The sequence below is a fragment of the Mycobacterium colombiense genome (assembly GCF_003284935.1).
GTDB lineage: Bacteria > Actinomycetota > Actinomycetes > Mycobacteriales > Mycobacteriaceae > Mycobacterium > Mycobacterium arosiense_A.
The window spans coordinates 26,876-43,372 of the sequence record NZ_QMEV01000005.1 but is presented as its reverse complement, the minus strand read 5'-3'; the positions used below and the strand labels follow the sequence as shown (position 1 = coordinate 43,372).

Sequence of the window (16,497 nt, the reverse complement as noted above, 5' to 3'; positions counted from 1 at the left end):
TGCAGCGGGTTTGTTAACCGGGTCCGTGCCGCCGCTGAAACCGCGTGTTACCCAGGACACGGTTACCCATGCGTAGAACTCACCAGTAACCGATCAGCACGCGAAACAAGCGCCGATCCTTATGACACTCTTAGTACAGCCGATGGAGTCCGTCGCGCCGCTTCGCACCACTGAGGCGGTCCGCCGACAACGCACCGGCCGGCCGTTTTTCCGGCTGTGATTCGACGCCGAACCACGCCGCATCGACAGAGCCCCGCCAGGCGGTGGTGACCGCCAGACGACGAGACCTAAAGACGCATACAGGGGAGACAGACAAGGTGACGATCCACGAGCACGACCGGGTGTCCGCCGACCGCGACGGCCAGGGCAAGGTCCCACAAGCCGGGGACACCCACGCCCTTGTCGACCGCCTGACGGCCGGCGAGCCCTACGCCGTGGCTTTCGGTGGCCAGGGCAGCGCTTGGCTGGAGACGCTCGAAGAGTTGGTGTCGGCGGCCGGCATCGAGTCCGACCTGGCAACGCTGGTCGGTGAGGTGAGCCTGCTCCTCGAGCCGGTGGCCAAAGAGCTCGTCGTGGTCCGTCCGATCGGTTTCGAGCCGCTGACCTGGGTGCGGGCGCTGGCGGCCGAAGACCCCGTCCCCTCGGACAAGCACCTGACGTCCGCCGCGGTGTCGATACCCGGCGTGCTGCTCACCCAGATCGCGGCCGTGCGTGCGCTGGCGCGGCAGGGCATGGACCTCAAGGCGACGCCTCCGGTGGCCGTGGCCGGACATTCCCAGGGAGTTCTCGCCGTCGAGGCGCTGAAGGCTGGGGGTGCCCGCGACGTGGAGCTGCTGGCGTTGGCCCAGCTGATCGGCGCGGCCGGGACGCTGGTGGCCCGTCGGCGCGGAATCTCGGTCCTCGGCGATCGCCCCCCCATGGTGTCGGTCACCAACGCCGATCCCGACCGCATCGGCCGGCTGCTCGACGAGTTCGCGCAGGACGTGCGCACCGTCCTGCCGCCCGTCTTGTCCATCCGCAACGGCCGCCGTTCGGTCGTCATCACCGGCACCCCGGAACAGCTGTCCCGCTTCGAGCTGTACTGCCAGCAGATCTCGGAGAAGGAAGAGGCCGACCGAAAGAACAAGCTGCGCGGCGGCGACGTCTTTTCGCCGGTCTTCGATCCGGTGCAGGTCGAGGTGGGCTTCCACACGCCCCGGCTGGCCGACGGCATCGACATCGTCGGCGGCTGGGCCGAGAAGGTCGGCCTGGACGTCGAGCTGGCCCGGCAACTCACCGAGTCGATCCTGGTGCGTCCGGTCGACTGGGTCGAGGAGATCACCCGGGTCAACGACGCCGGCGCTCGCTGGATCCTCGACCTGGGGCCCGGCGACATCCTGACCCGCCTGACCGCGCCCGTGATTCGCGGCCTCGGGGTGGGCATCGTGCCGGCCGCGACCCGCGGCGGTCAGCGCAACCTGTTCACCGTCGGCGCCGTCCCCGAGGTGGCGCGGGCCTGGTCAAGCTACGCCCCGACGCTGGTCCGCCTGCCCGACGGCCGGGTCAAGCTCTCGACGAAATTCACTCGGCTGACCGGCCGCTCGCCGATCCTGCTGGCCGGCATGACCCCGACGACCGTGGACGCCAAGATCGTGGCCGCCGCGGCCAACGCCGGGCACTGGGCCGAGCTGGCCGGCGGCGGGCAGGTCACCGAGGAGATCTTCGCCGACCGCGTCGCGGAGCTCGCTGAGCTCCTGGAGCCGGGCCGCACCTACCAGTTCAACGCGCTGTTCCTGGACCCGTACCTGTGGAAGCTGCAGGTCGGCGGCAAGCGGCTGGTGCAAAAGGCGCGGCAGTCCGGGGCGGCCATCGACGGCCTGGTGATCAGCGCCGGCATCCCGGATCTGGAGGAGGCCGTCGAGCTGATCGAGGAGCTCGGCGAAGTCGGCATCAGTCACGTCGTCTTCAAGCCCGGCACCGTCGAGCAGATCCGCTCGGTGATCCGCATCGCCACCGAGGTGTCCACCAAGCCGGTGATCGCCCACATCGAGGGCGGCCGCGCCGGTGGCCACCACTCCTGGGAAGACCTCGACGACCTGCTGCTGGCGACCTACTCGGAACTGCGGTCGCGCTCCAACATCACCGTCTGCGTCGGCGGCGGCATCGGCACGCCCGAACGGGCGGCTGAATACCTGTCCGGCCGCTGGGCGCAGGCATACGGCTTCCCCCTGATGCCCATCGACGGCATCCTGGTCGGCACCGCGGCGATGGCCGCCAAGGAGGCGACCACGTCGCCGTCGGTGAAGCGGATGCTGGTCGAAACCCAGGGCACCGACCAGTGGATCGGCGCCGGAAAAGCCTCGGGCGGAATGGCATCGAGCCGCAGCCAGCTCGGCGCGGACATCCATGAGATCGACAACAGCGCCTCGCGGTGCGGCCGGCTGCTCGACGAGGTCGCCGGTGACGCGGACGCCGTCGCACAGCGTCGCGACGAGATCATCGCGGCGATGGCCAACACCGCCAAGCCGTACTTCGGCGATGTCGGTGACATGACCTACCTGCGGTGGCTGCAGCGCTATGTCGAGCTGGCCATCGGCGACGGCGACTCCACCGCCGACACCGCTTCACCGGGCAGCCCCTGGCTGGCCGACACCTGGCGCGACCGTTTCCAGCAGATGCTGCAGCGGGCCGAAGCCCGGTTGCACGCACAGGATTTCGGTCCCATCGAGACGCTGTTCAACGACGAAGCGCTGCTGGAGAACCCCGAGGCGGCGATCGATCTGCTGCTCGACCGTTACCCCGACGCCGAGTCGGTGCAGCTGCACCCGGCCGACGTCCCGTTCTTCGTCACGCTGTGCAAGACGCCGGGCAAGCCGGTCAACTTCGTGCCGGTGATCGACAAGGACGTGCGCCGCTGGTGGCGCAGCGACTCGCTGTGGCAGGCGCACGACGCCCGCTACGACGCCGATCAGGTGTGCATCATCCCGGGCACCGCGGCCGTCGCGGGCATCACCCGGATGGACGAGCCCGTCGGTGAACTGCTGGACCGCTTCGAGCAGGCGGCCGTCGACGAGGCGCTCGCCGCCGGCCTCGAGCCGGTGGTCGTCACGTCGCGCCGTACCGGCCGCGCCGATGTGACCGGACCGCTGGCCGTGGTGCTGGACGCCCCGGACGTGCAGTGGGCGGGTCGCACCGCGATCAACCCGGTCCATCGGATCGCCGACCCGGTCGAGTGGCTGGTGCATGACGGGCCCGAGAGTCGCCGTGCCACCCATTCGTCCACCGGAGCCCGCCTGCAGGTCGAAGGCGACCGCGTCGTCCTCAGCGTGCCGGTGTCGGGCACCTGGATCGACATTCCATTCACGTTGCCGCCCAACACCGTTGACGGTGCTACCCCCGTGGTCTCCACCGAGGACGCCGCCACGGCCATGCGCGCGGTGCTGGCCATCGCGGCCGGCGTCGACGGGCCGGACTTCTTGCCCCCGGTCACCGACGGCACGGCCACGGCCACGGCCACGGTGGACTGGGACCCCGAGCGGGTCGCCGATCACACCGGTGTGACGGCCACCTTCGGAGAACCGTTGGCGCCCAGCCTCACCACCGTGCCCGACGCGCTCGTCGGGCCGTGCTGGCCGGCCGTCTTCTCGGCGATCGGCTCGGCCGTCACCGACGCCGGCGTCCCGGTGGTCGAGGGCCTGCTGAGCCTGGTGCATCTGGATCACGCCGCCCACATGGTCGGCGCGCTGCCGAAGGTCCAGTCGCAATTGACAATCGCTGCAACGGCTTCGGCGGCCATCGACACGGACATGGGGCGCGTCGTTCCCGTCTCGGTGACCATCACCGATACCGAAGGTCAGGTGATCGCCTCCCTCGCCGAGCGGTTTGCCATCCTGGGTCGCACCGGTGGCGCCGAACTGACCGAGCCGACGCGCGCGGGTGGTGCCGTCTCGCAGAACGCGACCGACACCCCGCGTCGGCGCCGCCGCGACGTCACCATCACCGCCCCGGTCGACATGCGTCCGTTCGCCGTCGTCTCCGGTGACCACAACCCCATCCACACCGACCGGGCCGCCGCGCTGCTGGCCGGCCTGGAATCGCCCATCGTGCACGGCATGTGGCTGTCGGCCGCCGCCCAGCACGCGGTGACCGCCACCGATGGTCAGGCCCGCCCGCCGGCGCGGCTGATCGGCTGGACCGCCCGCTTCCTGGGCATGGTGCGGCCCGGTGACGAGGTCGCGTTCCGCGTCGACCGTGTCGGAATCGACCAGGGCGCAGAGGTTTTGGAGGTCACCGCCAAGGTCGGATCCGACCTGGTGATGTCGGCGACGGCACGCCTGGCGGCCCCGCACACCGTCTATGCGTTCCCCGGTCAGGGAATTCAGCACAAGGGCATGGGCATGGATGTGCGCGCCCGGTCCAAGGCCGCCCGCAAGGTGTGGGACAAGGCCGACAAGTTCACCCGCGACACCCTGGGCTTCTCGGTCCTGCACGTGGTGCGCGACAACCCGACCAGCATCATCGCCAGCGGTGTGCACTACAACCACCCCGAGGGCGTGCTGTACCTGACGCAGTTCACCCAGGTCGCGATGGCCACGGTGGCGGCCGCGCAGGTCGCCGAGATGCGCGAGCAAGGTGCCTTCGTGGAGGGTGCGATCGCCTGCGGCCACTCCGTCGGCGAGTACACCGCGCTGGCCTGTGTCACCGGCATCTACGAGCTGGAAGCCTTGCTGGAGACGGTGTTTCACCGCGGCTCGAAGATGCACGACATCGTGCCGCGCGATGAGCTGGGCCGGTCCAACTACCGGCTGGCGGCGATTCGGCCGTCGCAGATCGACCTGCCCGACGACGAGGTCCCCGGGTTTGTCGCGGGGATCGCAGAGAGCACCGGCGAGTTCCTGGAGATCGTCAACTTCAACCTGCGCGGTTCCCAGTACGCGATCGCCGGCACGGTGCGCGGCCTGGAAGCGCTCGAGGAAGAGGTGGAGCGGCGTCGCGAAATCACCGGCGGCAAGCGCTCGTTCATCTTGGTGCCCGGTATCGACGTGCCCTTCCACTCGCGCGTGCTGCGGGTCGGTGTGGCGGAGTTCCGGCGGTCGCTGGACCGAGTGATGCCGCGCGACAAGGATCCCGACGTCATCATCGGCCGCTACATCCCCAACCTGGTGCCCCGTCCGTTCACCCTGGACCGCGACTTCATTCAGGAGATCCGCGACCTGGTGCCCGCCGAGCCGCTGGATGCGATCCTCGCCGACTACGACACCTGGCTTGCCGAACGGCGCATCGAGATGGCACGCATCGTCCTGATCGAGCTGCTGGCATGGCAGTTCGCCAGCCCGGTGCGCTGGATCGAAACCCAGGACCTGCTGTTCACCGAGGAGGCCGCCGGCGGCCTCGGCGTGGAGCGGTTCGTCGAGATCGGTGTGAAGTCCGCACCGACCGTCGCGGGCCTGGCCACCAACACCCTCAAGCTGCCCGAATATGCCCACAGCACAGTCGAAGTGCTCAACGCCGAGCGCGACGCGGCGGTGTTGTTCGCCACCGACACCGACCCCGAGCCGGAGCCCGAAGACGAGCCGGCGGCGCCCGCCGAGAGCGCGTCGGCGCCGGAGGCGTCCGCGGCGGCCCCGGCGGTCCCCGCCGCGCCGACGGCGCCGTCGGGTGCGGCACGACCGGACGACCTCGTGTTCGACGCCGCCGACGCCACGCTGGCGCTGATCGCGCTGTCGGCCAAGATGCGCATCGATCAGATCGAGGAGCTGGACTCCATCGAATCCATCACCGACGGCGCGTCGTCGCGACGCAACCAGCTGCTGGTGGACCTGGGCTCGGAGCTGAACCTGGGCGCCATCGACGGCGCCGCCGAAGCCGACCTGGCCGGGCTGCGCGCGCAGGTAACCAAGCTGGCACGCACCTACAAGCCTTACGGCCCAGTGCTTTCCGACGCCATTAACGATCAGCTCCGCACGGTGTTGGGGCCCTCCGGCAAGCGGCCGGCCGCCATCGCCGAGCGGGTCAAGAAGACCTGGGAGCTCGGCGAGGGCTGGGCCAAGCACGTCACGGTGGAGGTCGCGCTGGGAACCCGTGAGGGCACCAGTGTGCGGGGTGGCGCCATGGGCCACCTGCACGAGGGCGCGCTGGCCGACGCCGCCTCCGTCGACAAAGCGATTGACGCCGCGGTGGCTTCCGTGGCGGCGCGTCGTGGGATCGCGGTGGCGCTGCCGTCTTCGGGCGGTGGCGGCGGCGGTGCGACCATCGACGCCGCCGCGCTGGGCGAATTCACCGAGCAGATCACCGGCCGCGACGGCGTGCTGGCCTCGGCGGCGCGCCTGGTGCTCAACCAGCTGGGCCTCGACGACCCGGTCAGCGCCTCGCCGGCGGCCACCGACGCCGAGCTCATCGACCTGGTGACCGCCGAACTCGGCGCCGACTGGCCGCGGCTGGTGGCACCGGTGTTCGAGCCGAAGAAGGCCGTGCTGTTCGACGACCGGTGGGCCAGCGCGCGCGAAGACCTGGTCAAGCTGTGGCTGGCCGACGAGGGCGACATCGATGCCCGGTGGGTGGAGCTGTCCGAAAGGTTCGAGGGCGCAGGCCATGTGGTGGCCACCCAGGCCACCTGGTGGCAGGGCAAGGCCCTGTCCGCGGGCCGCCAGATCCACGCGTCGTTGTACGGCCGCATCGCGGCCGGCGCCGAGAACCCGGACCCGGGCCCGTACAGCAGCGAGGTCGCCGTCGTGACGGGCGCCTCCAAGGGCTCGATCGCCGCGTCGGTCGTCGGGCGGCTGCTCGACGGCGGGGCCACCGTCATCGCCACGACGTCCAAGCTCGACGACGAGCGGCTGGCGTTCTACCGCGGGCTCTACCGCGACCACGCCCGGTACGGTGCGGCGCTGTGGGTGGTGGCCGCCAACATGGCGTCCTACTCCGACATCGATGCGCTGGTCGAATGGGTGGGCACCGAGCAGACCGAAAGCCTTGGGCCGCAATCGATTCACATCAAGGATGCGCAGACCCCGACGCTGCTGTTCCCGTTTGCCGCACCGCGGGTCGCCGGTGACCTCTCCGAGGCCGGCTCGCGCTCCGAGATGGAGATGAAGGTGCTGCTGTGGGCGGTCCAGCGGCTCATCGGTGGCCTGTCGAAGATCGGCGCCGAGCGCGACATCGCGTCCCGGCTGCACGTGGTGCTGCCGGGTTCACCGAACCGCGGAATGTTCGGCGGTGACGGCGCCTACGGTGAGGCCAAGTCGGCGCTGGACGCCTTGGTGAGCCGCTGGCACGCCGAGTCGTCCTGGGCGGCCCGGGTCAGCCTGGCGCACGCGCTGATCGGTTGGACCCGCGGCACCGGACTGATGGGCCACAACGACGCCATCGTCGACGCGGTCGAGGAGGCCGGCGTCACCACCTACTCCACCGACGAGATGGCGGCAATGCTGCTGGCGCTCTGCGACGTCGAGTCCAAGGTGGCCGCGGCGGGCGCGCCGATCAAGGCTGACCTGACCGGCGGGCTGGGCGAGGCCAACCTCGACATGGCCGAGCTTGCCGCCAAGGCCCGCGAGCAGGCCACGTCAACGTCGGACGAGTCTGCCGACGAGGCCGCCGCCGAGGGCACCATTGCCGCGCTGCCGGCCCCGCCGCGCGGCTTCACCCCGGCGCCACCCCCGGAATGGGCGGACCTCGACGTGGACCCGGCCGATCTGGTGGTCATCGTCGGCGGCGCGGAGCTCGGGCCGTACGGCTCGTCGCGGACCCGCTTCGAGATGGAGGTGGACAACGAACTGTCGGCGGCCGGCGTGTTGGAGCTGGCCTGGACCACCGGCTTGATCCGCTGGGAGGATGACCCCCAACCCGGTTGGTACGACACGCAATCCGGTGACCTGGTCGACGAGTCCGAGTTGGTCGAGCGCTATCACGACACCGTCGTGGAGCGTTGCGGCATCCGTGAATTCGTCGACGACGGCGCGATCGACCCCGATCACGCGTCGCCGCTGCTGGTGTCGGTGTTCCTGGACAAGGACTTCGCGTTCGTGGTGTCCTCGGAGGCCGACGCTCGCGCCTTCGTCGAGTTCGATCCGGAACACACGATCATCCGGCCGGTGCCCGACTCCAGCGACTGGCAGGTGATCCGCAAGGCCGGCACCGAGATTCGGGTGCCGCGCAAGACCAAGCTGTCGCGGACCGTCGGCGCGCAGATTCCCACCGGGTTCGATCCGACCGTGTTCGGCATCAGCCAGGACATGGCCAGCTCGACCGACCGGGTCGCGCTGTGGAACATCGTCGCGACCGTCGACGCCTTCCTGTCGTCGGGATTCACCCCCGCCGAGTTGATGCGCTGGGTGCACCCGGGCCTGGTGGCCAGCACGCAGGGCACCGGCATGGGCGGCATGACGTCGATGCAGACGATGTATCACGGCAACCTGCTCGGCCGGAACAAGCCGAACGACATCCTGCAAGAAGTCCTGCCGAATGTCGTTGCCGCGCACGTCATCCAGAGCTATGTCGGCAGCTACGGCGCGATGATCCACCCGGTGGGCGCCTGCGCCACCGCGGCGGTGTCGGTCGAGGAGGGCGTCGACAAGATCCGCCTCGGCAAGGCCGAGCTGGTGGTCGCCGGCGGATTCGACGACCTGACGCTAGAAGCCATCATCGGATTCGGTGACATGGCGGCCACCGCCGACACCTCGATGATGCGCGGCCGTGGCATCCACGACTCGAAGTTCTCCCGGCCCAACGATCGTCGCCGGCTGGGATTCCTCGAGGCGCAGGGCGGCGGCACCATCCTGCTGGCGCGCGGCGACCTGGCGCTCAAGATGGGCCTGCCGGTGCTGGCCGTGGTGGCCTACGCGCAGTCGTTCGCCGACGGCGTGCACACGTCGATCCCGGCGCCGGGGCTGGGCGCGCTGGGCGCCGGTCGCGGCGGCAAGGATTCGGCGCTGGCTCGGTCGCTGGACAAGCTCGGGGTGGGCGCCGACGACATCGCGGTGATCTCCAAGCACGACACGTCGACGTTGGCCAACGATCCCAACGAGACCGAACTGCACGAGCGGCTCGCCGACTCGCTCGGCCGCTCCGAGGGCGCTCCGCTGTTCGTGGTGTCGCAGAAGAGCCTCACCGGGCACGCCAAGGGCGGCGCGGCGGTCTTCCAGATGATGGGCCTGTGCCAGATGCTGCGCGACGGGGTGATCCCACCGAACCGCAGCCTGGATTGCGTCGACGACGAGCTGGCCGGCTCGGCCCACTTCGTCTGGGTGCGCGAGACGCTGCGGCTCGGGGAGAAGTTCCCGCTCAAGGCCGGGTTGGTGACAAGCCTTGGCTTCGGCCATGTTTCGGGGCTGGTGGCGCTGGTGCACCCGCAGGCGTTCGTCGCCGCGCTCGACCCGCAGCAGCGCGCGGATTACCAGCGGCGCGCGGAGGCGCGTCTGCTGGCCGGTCAGCGGCGGCTGGCGTCGGCGATCGCCGGTGGCGCGCCGATGTACGAGCGCCCGCCGAACCGTCGCTTCGACCATGACGAGTCGGAGAAGCGTCAGGAGGCGGCGATGCTGCTGAATCCGGATTCGCGCCTGGGTGACGGCGACGCCTACCAGGTCTCCGCCGGATGACGTCGGTCCGTTAGCCTGGCGACCCATGGGAATTGTCGGTGTGGGGATCGATCTCGTCTCCATCCCTGATTTCGCCGAGCAGGTCGACCAGCCGGGCACCGTCTTCTCCGAGACGTTCACCCCGGGGGAGCGCCGCGACGCGTCGGACAAGAGTTCGTCGGCGGCGCGTCACCTGGCGGCCCGCTGGGCGGCCAAGGAGGCCGTGATCAAGGCGTGGTCGGGGTCGCGGTTCGCCCAGCGCCCGGTGCTGCCGGAGGACATCCACCGCGACATCGAGGTGGTCACCGACATGTGGGGACGCCCGCGGGTCCGGCTGAGCGGCGACATCGCCAAACACCTGGCCGACGTGACGATTCACGTCTCGCTGACGCACGAGGGCGATACCGCCGCCGCGGTGGCGATCCTGGAGACGACCTCCGACTAGCCTCGATCCCATGAGCGATCTGGTTGAGCGCGTCCGCGAACTGCTGCCGTCGGTGCGGCGCGATCTGGAAGACCTGGTGCGCATCGAATCGGTTTGGGCCGACGCCGGCCGCCGCGACGAGGTACAGCGCAGCGCGCAGGCCGTCGCGGATCTGTTGTCGCAGGCCGGTTTCGGCGACGTGCAGATCGTCAGCGAAGGGGGAGCGCCGGCGGTCATCGCGCGCCACCCCGCGCCGGACGGCGCGCCCACCGTGCTCCTGTACGCACACCACGACGTGCAGCCCGAAGGCGACCGCAGCCAATGGCTCTCGCCGCCCTTCGAGCCCACCGAGCGCGGCGGCCGGCTCTACGGGCGCGGCAGCGCCGACGACAAGGCCGGCATCGCAACGCATTTGGCGGCGTTTCGGGCGCACGGCGGGCGGCCGCCGGTGGGCGTGACGGTGTTCGTCGAGGGTGAAGAGGAATCCGGATCGCCGTCCTTGGGCCGGCTGCTGGCCGCGCATCGCGACGCGCTGGCCGCCGACGTGATCGTCATCGCCGACTCGGACAACTGGAGCACCGAAATCCCGGCGCTGACGGTCACGCTGCGCGGCCTGGTCGACTGCGTGGTCGAGGTGGCCACGCTCGACCACGGCCTGCACTCCGGCATCTGGGGCGGCGTGGTGCCCGATGCGCTGAGCGTGCTGGTGCGGCTGCTGGCCAGCCTGCACGACGACGAGGGCAACGTGGCGGTGGCCGGTCTGCACGAAAGCACCGCCGCCGCAGTGGATTACCCGCCCGAGCGGGTGCGTGCCGACTCCGGACTGTTGGACGGCGTGTCCGAAATCGGCTCGGGCTCGGCGCCGCAGCGGCTGTGGGCCAAGCCGGCGATCAGCGTGATCGGCATCGACACCACCCCCATCGAGAAGGCATCGAACACGCTGATCCCGCGGGCGCGGGCCAAGATCAGCATGCGCGTCGCGCCGGGTGGGGACGCCGCGGCACACCTGGACGCGTTGACCGCGCACCTGCGGCAGCATGCGCCGTGGGGTGCGCACGTCAGCGTCACCCCTGGCGACATCGGCGAGCCCTACGCGATCGACGCCACCGGCAGCGTCTACGACGCCGCCCGCCAGGCGTTCCGGCAGGGGTGGGGCTGCGATCCGGTCGACATGGGCATGGGCGGGTCGATCCCGTTCATCGCCGAGTTCGCCGAGGCCTTCCCGCAGGCGAAGATCCTCGTTACCGGCGTGGAGGACCCCGCAACCCAGGCCCACAGCGTCAACGAGAGCCTGCACCTGGGCGTGCTGGAACGCGCGGCGATCAGCGAGGCGCTGCTGCTGGCCAACCTGGGCTAGCGCTTGGGTGTCAGCACCACGATCGGGATCGGGCGCGACGTCTGCTCCTGGTACCTGGCGTACTGGCCCTTGTTGACCTTGTTGACGATCTTGAAGAGCCGATCGTAGGCGGGATCGCCCGGCAGGACCGGTCGCGCCGTGGCGCCAAAACGCCTTGGGCCGACGTTAATTTCCACGTCGGGGCGAGCCTTCAGATTGTGATACCAGCCCGGCGAGCGCGGCGCGCCGCCGTTGGACGCCGTCACGAGGTAGTCGTTGCCGTCGCGGCCGTAGGCCAGCGCCGCCGTGCGTGGCTCGCCCGTCTTCGCACCCACCGTGTGCAGCAGCAGACTGGGAATCAGCATCATCCGGTGCCCGATCCACCCGCGGGTCCCCCGATACACGCGATCGTGGAATCGGATCAATCCGGCGAGCGTTTTCTCGGCGAGGGAACTCATGGCGGTCAGTATTGCTGAGTCGGCGGGATCTCTACCAGTTGGGCCGACTGGTCCCCAGAATGCTTAACGAGACCGGCAGTCTCGCGGCATACTGCTTCTACACGCAGCCACTCGTCCGCAGGAGACGCGACCGTGAGCACGGAAAACACCCTGACCGGAGACGCCCGCAAGACCAATCGTTACCACTTTGATCGCCACACCCCGGAGTACCGCGAGCGGTTCACCGCGATCACCGAGGAGATGCACGCCAGGTGCCCGGTGGCGTGGACCGACACCTACGACGGGCATTGGGTCGCCGCGGGCAACCGGGAAGTCTTCGAGCTCGCTCGTTGCCCGCACGTGTCCAACGACCACGACGTGACCGGCGAAGGCACCGGGTACAAGGGCATCACGATTCCCACGCTGCCGCAGGGCACCGGCGTCCGCGGTGGCATGCTCGAGATGGACGAACCCGAGCACTCCGCGTACCGCAGCATCCTCAACCCCTACCTGTCGCCTGCGGCCGTCAAGCGCTGGAAGCCGTTCGTCGACGAGATCGTGCGGGCCAGCATCGACGAGAAGATCGAAACCGGCCGGATCGACTTCGTCGACGATCTCGCGAACGTCGTGCCCGCCGTCCTGACGCTGGCGATCATGGGCGTTCCGCTGAAGAAGTGGCAGCTGTATTGCGAGCCGGCCCACGCCAACGTCTACACCCCCGCCGATTCCCCGGACGCCCCAAGGGTTTTGGAGCAGACGATGGCGATGGGGGCGGACCTGTTCAACCATCTCCTGGAGATCCGCGAGAACCCGCGACCCGGCATCGTGGACGCGCTCGCGAGGCTGAAGATCGACGGAGAACCCGCGCCCGACGCCGAACTGCTCGGGATGCTGGGCTTGATCATCGGCGGGGGTTTCGACACGACGACGGCGCTGACCGCGCACGCACTCGAATGGCTGGGCGAAAATCCCGAGCAGCGCGAACTGTTGAGGCGGGAATCGGAGACGCTGCTCGACTCGGCGACCGAGGAATTCCTGCGTTACTTCACGCCCGCTCCCGGCGACGGGCGCACGATCGCCGCCGACCTCGAAATAGCGGGCACGCGGTTCAAGGAGGGCGATCGCCTCTGGTTGTCCTGGGCGATGGCCAACCGCGATCCCGCGGTGTTCCCCGATCCGAATCGGCTAGACCTGAGCCGAAAGAACAACCGGCACTTCAGCTTCGGGCTCGGAATCCATCGCTGTATCGGTTCCAATGTCGCGCGGGTGGTGTTCAAGTCGATGCTCACGGCGGTGCTCGACCGGATGCCCGACTACCGCTGCGACCCCGAGGGCACCGTGCACTATCCGACGATCGGCGTGATCCAGGGCATGCAGCACCTCCCGGCCACCTTCACGCCCGGAGCGCGGCTGGGCCCGGGGATCGACGAGACGCTGGAGAAGCTGCAGTGGGTCTGCGACGAACAAGGGGTCGCCCGGCCGATCACCGAGTACACCGAGGCCGCCGTCATCGGCTAGACCGGATGGTGGCGACCCGCTTCGCCCGGCTTCGCCGCGCTCGCGATCGCCACTAGACGGACAGGTCGCGGCGCAGCTTGGCGACGTGGCCGGTGGCCTTCACGTTGTACTGCGCGACGGCGATCTTGCCCTTCTCGTCGACGACGAAGGTGGAGCGGATGACGCCCGTGACCGTCTTGCCGTACATCTGCTTCTCGCCGTAGGCGCCATACGCCGTCAGGACCTTGCGGTCGGGATCGGACAGCAGCGGGAACGTCAGCTTCTCGGTGTCGCGGAACTTGGCCAGCTTCTCCGGCTTGTCGGGGGAGATGCCGATGACGTCGAGGCCGGCCCCGTTCAGCTCGGCCAGGCTGTCGCGAAAGTCGCACGCCTGCTTGGTACATCCCGGTGTCGAGGCGGCCGGGTAGAAGTACACGACGACGCGTCGTCCCTTGTAGTCGGCCAGCGAGACCTTGTTGCCGTCGGCGTCGGGCAGGCTGAAGGAGGGCGCTTTGTCGCCCGGTGCAAGCCGCGTGGTCTCGGTCAAGGTGGGGCCCTTTCTGTTCACCGGAGCGTCGGGGTTACCGCCAGCTGATCTAGGGTAGTTCGGGCAGGTGCATGAGCCGGATAGCGGGCGACTTGGAGGACACAGTGGCGGACCGGGACCCCGAAGCCATCAAGCAGGACATCGACGTCGCCCGTGACCAGCTGGCGGCCACCGTCGACTCGCTTGCCGAGCGGGCGAATCCTCGGCGCCTCGCCGACGACCTGAAGGTTCGGGTGATCGGATTCGTGCAGAAGCCCGTGGTGCTGGCGTCGCTGGCGGGGGTGGGGGCCCTCGTCGTGGTAGTGGCGGTGCGGCGCGTCAGGAATCGGTGACGCGCCCGGACTGGACGTACACCGGAATGTCGTCGGCCCAGGGCTGATTGGTGGCCATGTCGTCGACGTCGCAGTAGCCGCGTTCGAACTCGCCCGTCGCCGCGTCGACCAACCGGTATTCCTGCCGCTGTTGGTGGATGGGCTGAGCGTCGAGGATCACCACCCGCACCTCGCCCGGCTCGAACCCGCACCGTTGCTGCAGTGCCTCGATCAGGCACTCGTTGTGCATGTGCCCGTCGCCGAAGTTCCAGCCCAGCACCATTGAGCACAGGACTTCGCCCTCACACAGGTTGTAGTCGTCCTCGTCGTAGTCGGCCATGGCCCGGTGCGCCAGCGTGAGCAGCGCGCGTCCGTGGGTGTTCATGCCCCGGAACGCCAGGGCCAGGTGCAGCGGGATCAGGGTCTCCTCTTTGCTGCCGTACAACCGCTCGAGCTGCAGGTGCTGCATCGGGCCCAGAGCGCGCGAGCCGACGCGGAACTTCTCGTCGGCCGACGGCCGCACGCACCACAGGGTGGTGTCCCAGTTGCCGGCGTAGTAGCGCATGCCGGGCAGGAAGGAGACCTTGCGCGGGTAGAGGTTCCCGACGACGACCGTGCCGGCCATCACCGCGAACAGGACCGCGATCGGCAGCGGGTGGGCGATGTCGGACAGCCCCAGGCGCGCGTGCGCGACGAACAGCCACAGCACCCCGAAGATCATGAAGACGTTCCACTCCAGCGGCACGCCCATCGGGAAGGCCAGCAGGATGTTGAGGTGGAACACGATCATGACGAACGCCGCGATGGCCGTCGGCCAACCGCCGTGTGAGAACAGGAGCACCAGCGGTACCAGACCCTCGACCGCGGTCGAGAAGTGCGCGATGAAGCCCGCCAGCGCGCTGGGCCGCAGGTCGTCGGGGTGGTGCTTGAACATCGACCGCTTGAGCGGCCCCGAGGGGATGAACGGATTGTTCGCCAGCATGGTCGAGATCACGAATGGGAAGTGCCGGTTGAGTTTGGAGGTCGCCGCGCCCAGCCAGATCACCATGAACACGACTTTGGCGCCGACGATTGTGTCGGCCCCGGCGAACAGGAACGCCAGCGCCAGCGGCGCATACACCTCGCTGCGCGCGGCCAGGAAGATCACCTTGTCGCGCAGGCTGAGCACGGCCAGGACCGCCAGGATCGCGACGGTCCGCCACCGCGGCAGCACACCGATCGTGGTGCCCAGGCCGGGAATCGGCCCGCCGCCGTCGGATAACAGCGCGGTCACCAGCAGCAACAGCAGCATCCCGTAGAGCAGCGCGTCCAGCGGGGTCCGGGTGCTGCCCCTGGTGAACGGCACCCGGTCGGGCCACGGCGGCAACCGGATGGTGCCGGGCCGCAGCCAGTACAGGATCGACCCCATCGGGGGGAAGTAGCGCCCGGCGAGCGGCCCGAAGCAGCAACCGAGGCCCACAACCTCGAACAGCATCGTGTAGAGCACGGCCTTCTGGAAGACGATCGGCTCCGGCCACCACGCGCCGACCGCTGTGAAGCCGCCGATGCCGGAGGTCGACCACGCGAAGAGCCAGCCGCCGAGGATGTAGAGCGCGATCTTCACGCCGTACATCACGTGCATCACCAGCGGGGTGCCGAAGCCGTGCTCGGCGATGTGGCGTGCCATCGGCACGATCCGTTCGGCGCGTGAGCGGGTGGTCCACTCGGCCATGTCGACGACGGGCAGGTTGGGCCGGATGAACCCCATTGCAGCTCCTTCGACGCGGCATGTCCCAAGGGGCCTGTCGGCGCTGTCGGCGCCAACCGGTGCCAGCAAGAAATTACCTGTCGGAGGGGCTGTTGCGGCGGGATACGACGCCAAAATTCGGGGCGGCGCCGCGCGAGGGTAGTCGGGGCTACTCCCAGCCGGGCGGGTCGTTCTCGGCCATGTAGGCCTCCCACGCTGCGCGCCGCACGGCCCGGGTGTGCAGGTCTTGACAGATCGCCTGCGCCTCGGCGGCGCTGCCGGCCCGGCCCAGGTCGTGGTGCACGAAGCCGTCATCGACCCGTTCGGCGCGGAAGCCGCCCGTCGAGACCAGATGGACCCGGTACTCGCTGCGGTCGTCGATGTTGGCATGGAAGTGGCCCTCGAACGGCTCGACCCACTTCAGCTCAGTTTTCACACGAGCCCTCTGAAAAATCCCACCGCAGCGATGCTAGGACCCGCAGGGTTACTGGGAAAGGGATTGCCCGGAGATCGCTACCCATCGGGTCAACCCCCTGAAGTGCGGAAGCCACCAAATAACGAACTATTCGGTGAGCTGGTGCGCCGTCAGGGTTTCGAACCCCGGACCCGCTGATTAAGAGTCAGCTGCTCTACCAACTGAGCTAACGGCGCTTGTGCTCGGCCGAGAC

At 69.2% G+C, this 16,497-nt stretch carries 9 protein-coding genes and 1 tRNA gene; 5 read left to right on the top strand and 5 right to left on the bottom strand.

Features of this window, described 5'->3' with window-relative positions; genetic code table 11:
• The first annotated feature begins 317 nt into the window (after positions 1 to 317).
• The 3 genes from DQP57_RS04040 to DQP57_RS04030 are packed head-to-tail and all read left to right on the top strand — an operon-like array spanning position 318 to position 11,332.
• Positions 318 to 9,572, top strand: coding sequence for a type I polyketide synthase (locus tag DQP57_RS04040; RefSeq protein WP_112631764.1), 9,255 nt, complete (start codon positions 318 to 320; stop codon positions 9,570 to 9,572).
• A 25-nt stretch (positions 9,573 to 9,597) separates the two neighbouring features.
• Positions 9,598 to 9,996, top strand: coding sequence for a holo-ACP synthase AcpS (gene acpS / locus DQP57_RS04035; RefSeq protein ID WP_066862574.1), 399 nt, complete (start codon positions 9,598 to 9,600; stop codon positions 9,994 to 9,996).
• Positions 9,997 to 10,006: 10 nt separating this feature from the next.
• Positions 10,007 to 11,332, top strand: coding sequence for a dipeptidase (locus tag DQP57_RS04030; RefSeq protein WP_112631763.1), 1,326 nt, complete (start codon positions 10,007 to 10,009; stop codon positions 11,330 to 11,332).
• Here DQP57_RS04030 and DQP57_RS04025 read toward each other — a convergent pair.
• A complete protein-coding gene (locus tag DQP57_RS04025) occupies positions 11,329 to 11,769 on the bottom strand; it encodes a nitroreductase family deazaflavin-dependent oxidoreductase (RefSeq protein WP_112631762.1) in 441 nt (146 codons plus the stop codon). The two genes, DQP57_RS04030 and DQP57_RS04025, sit on opposite strands and share 4 nt — an antisense overlap.
• 132 nt (positions 11,770 to 11,901) lie before the next feature.
• Here DQP57_RS04025 and DQP57_RS04020 point away from each other — a divergent pair, with 132 nt between their 5' ends.
• Complete coding sequence (locus DQP57_RS04020; protein ID WP_112631761.1) at positions 11,902 to 13,266, top strand: cytochrome P450; 1,365 nt, start codon at positions 11,902 to 11,904, stop codon at positions 13,264 to 13,266.
• A 52-nt stretch (positions 13,267 to 13,318) separates the two neighbouring features.
• On the opposite strand, the gene bcp is transcribed toward DQP57_RS04020, so the two are convergent.
• Positions 13,319 to 13,792: a thioredoxin-dependent thiol peroxidase gene (gene bcp / locus DQP57_RS04015; RefSeq protein ID WP_067350222.1), complete on the bottom strand. Its 474-nt coding sequence runs from the start codon at positions 13,790 to 13,792 to the stop codon at positions 13,319 to 13,321.
• 104 nt (positions 13,793 to 13,896) lie between these two features.
• Here bcp and DQP57_RS04010 point away from each other — a divergent pair, with 104 nt between their 5' ends.
• Complete coding sequence (locus DQP57_RS04010) at positions 13,897 to 14,124, top strand: DUF3618 domain-containing protein (RefSeq protein WP_007774063.1); 228 nt, start codon at positions 13,897 to 13,899, stop codon at positions 14,122 to 14,124.
• Here DQP57_RS04010 and DQP57_RS04005 read toward each other — a convergent pair.
• From DQP57_RS04005 to DQP57_RS03995, 3 genes are all read right to left on the bottom strand, one after another.
• Positions 14,111 to 15,850 carry a DUF3556 domain-containing protein gene (locus DQP57_RS04005; RefSeq protein WP_112631760.1) on the bottom strand — a complete coding sequence of 580 codons (1,740 nt, stop codon included), beginning with the start codon at positions 15,848 to 15,850 and terminating at the stop codon, positions 14,111 to 14,113. The two genes, DQP57_RS04010 and DQP57_RS04005, sit on opposite strands and share 14 nt — an antisense overlap.
• A 148-nt stretch (positions 15,851 to 15,998) precedes the next feature.
• The gene (locus DQP57_RS04000) at positions 15,999 to 16,265 is read right to left on the bottom strand and encodes a hypothetical protein (protein ID WP_112631759.1); all 267 of its coding nucleotides are present in this window, start codon (positions 16,263 to 16,265) and stop codon (positions 15,999 to 16,001) included.
• A 139-nt stretch (positions 16,266 to 16,404) separates the two neighbouring features.
• A tRNA-Lys gene (locus tag DQP57_RS03995) sits at positions 16,405 to 16,480 on the bottom strand.
• Positions 16,481 to 16,497: the final 17 nt, after the last annotated feature.

Coding starts and splice junctions, on each gene's coding strand:
- acpS (WP_066862574.1), top strand. CDS start 9,598: ATGGGAATTGTCGGTGTGGGGATCGATCTCGTCTCCATCCCTGATTTC.
- DQP57_RS04030 (WP_112631763.1), top strand. CDS start 10,007: ATGAGCGATCTGGTTGAGCGCGTCCGCGAACTGCTGCCGTCGGTGCGG.
- DQP57_RS04025 (WP_112631762.1), bottom strand. CDS start 11,769: ATGAGTTCCCTCGCCGAGAAAACGCTCGCCGGATTGATCCGATTCCAC.
- DQP57_RS04005 (WP_112631760.1), bottom strand. CDS start 15,850: ATGGGGTTCATCCGGCCCAACCTGCCCGTCGTCGACATGGCCGAGTGG.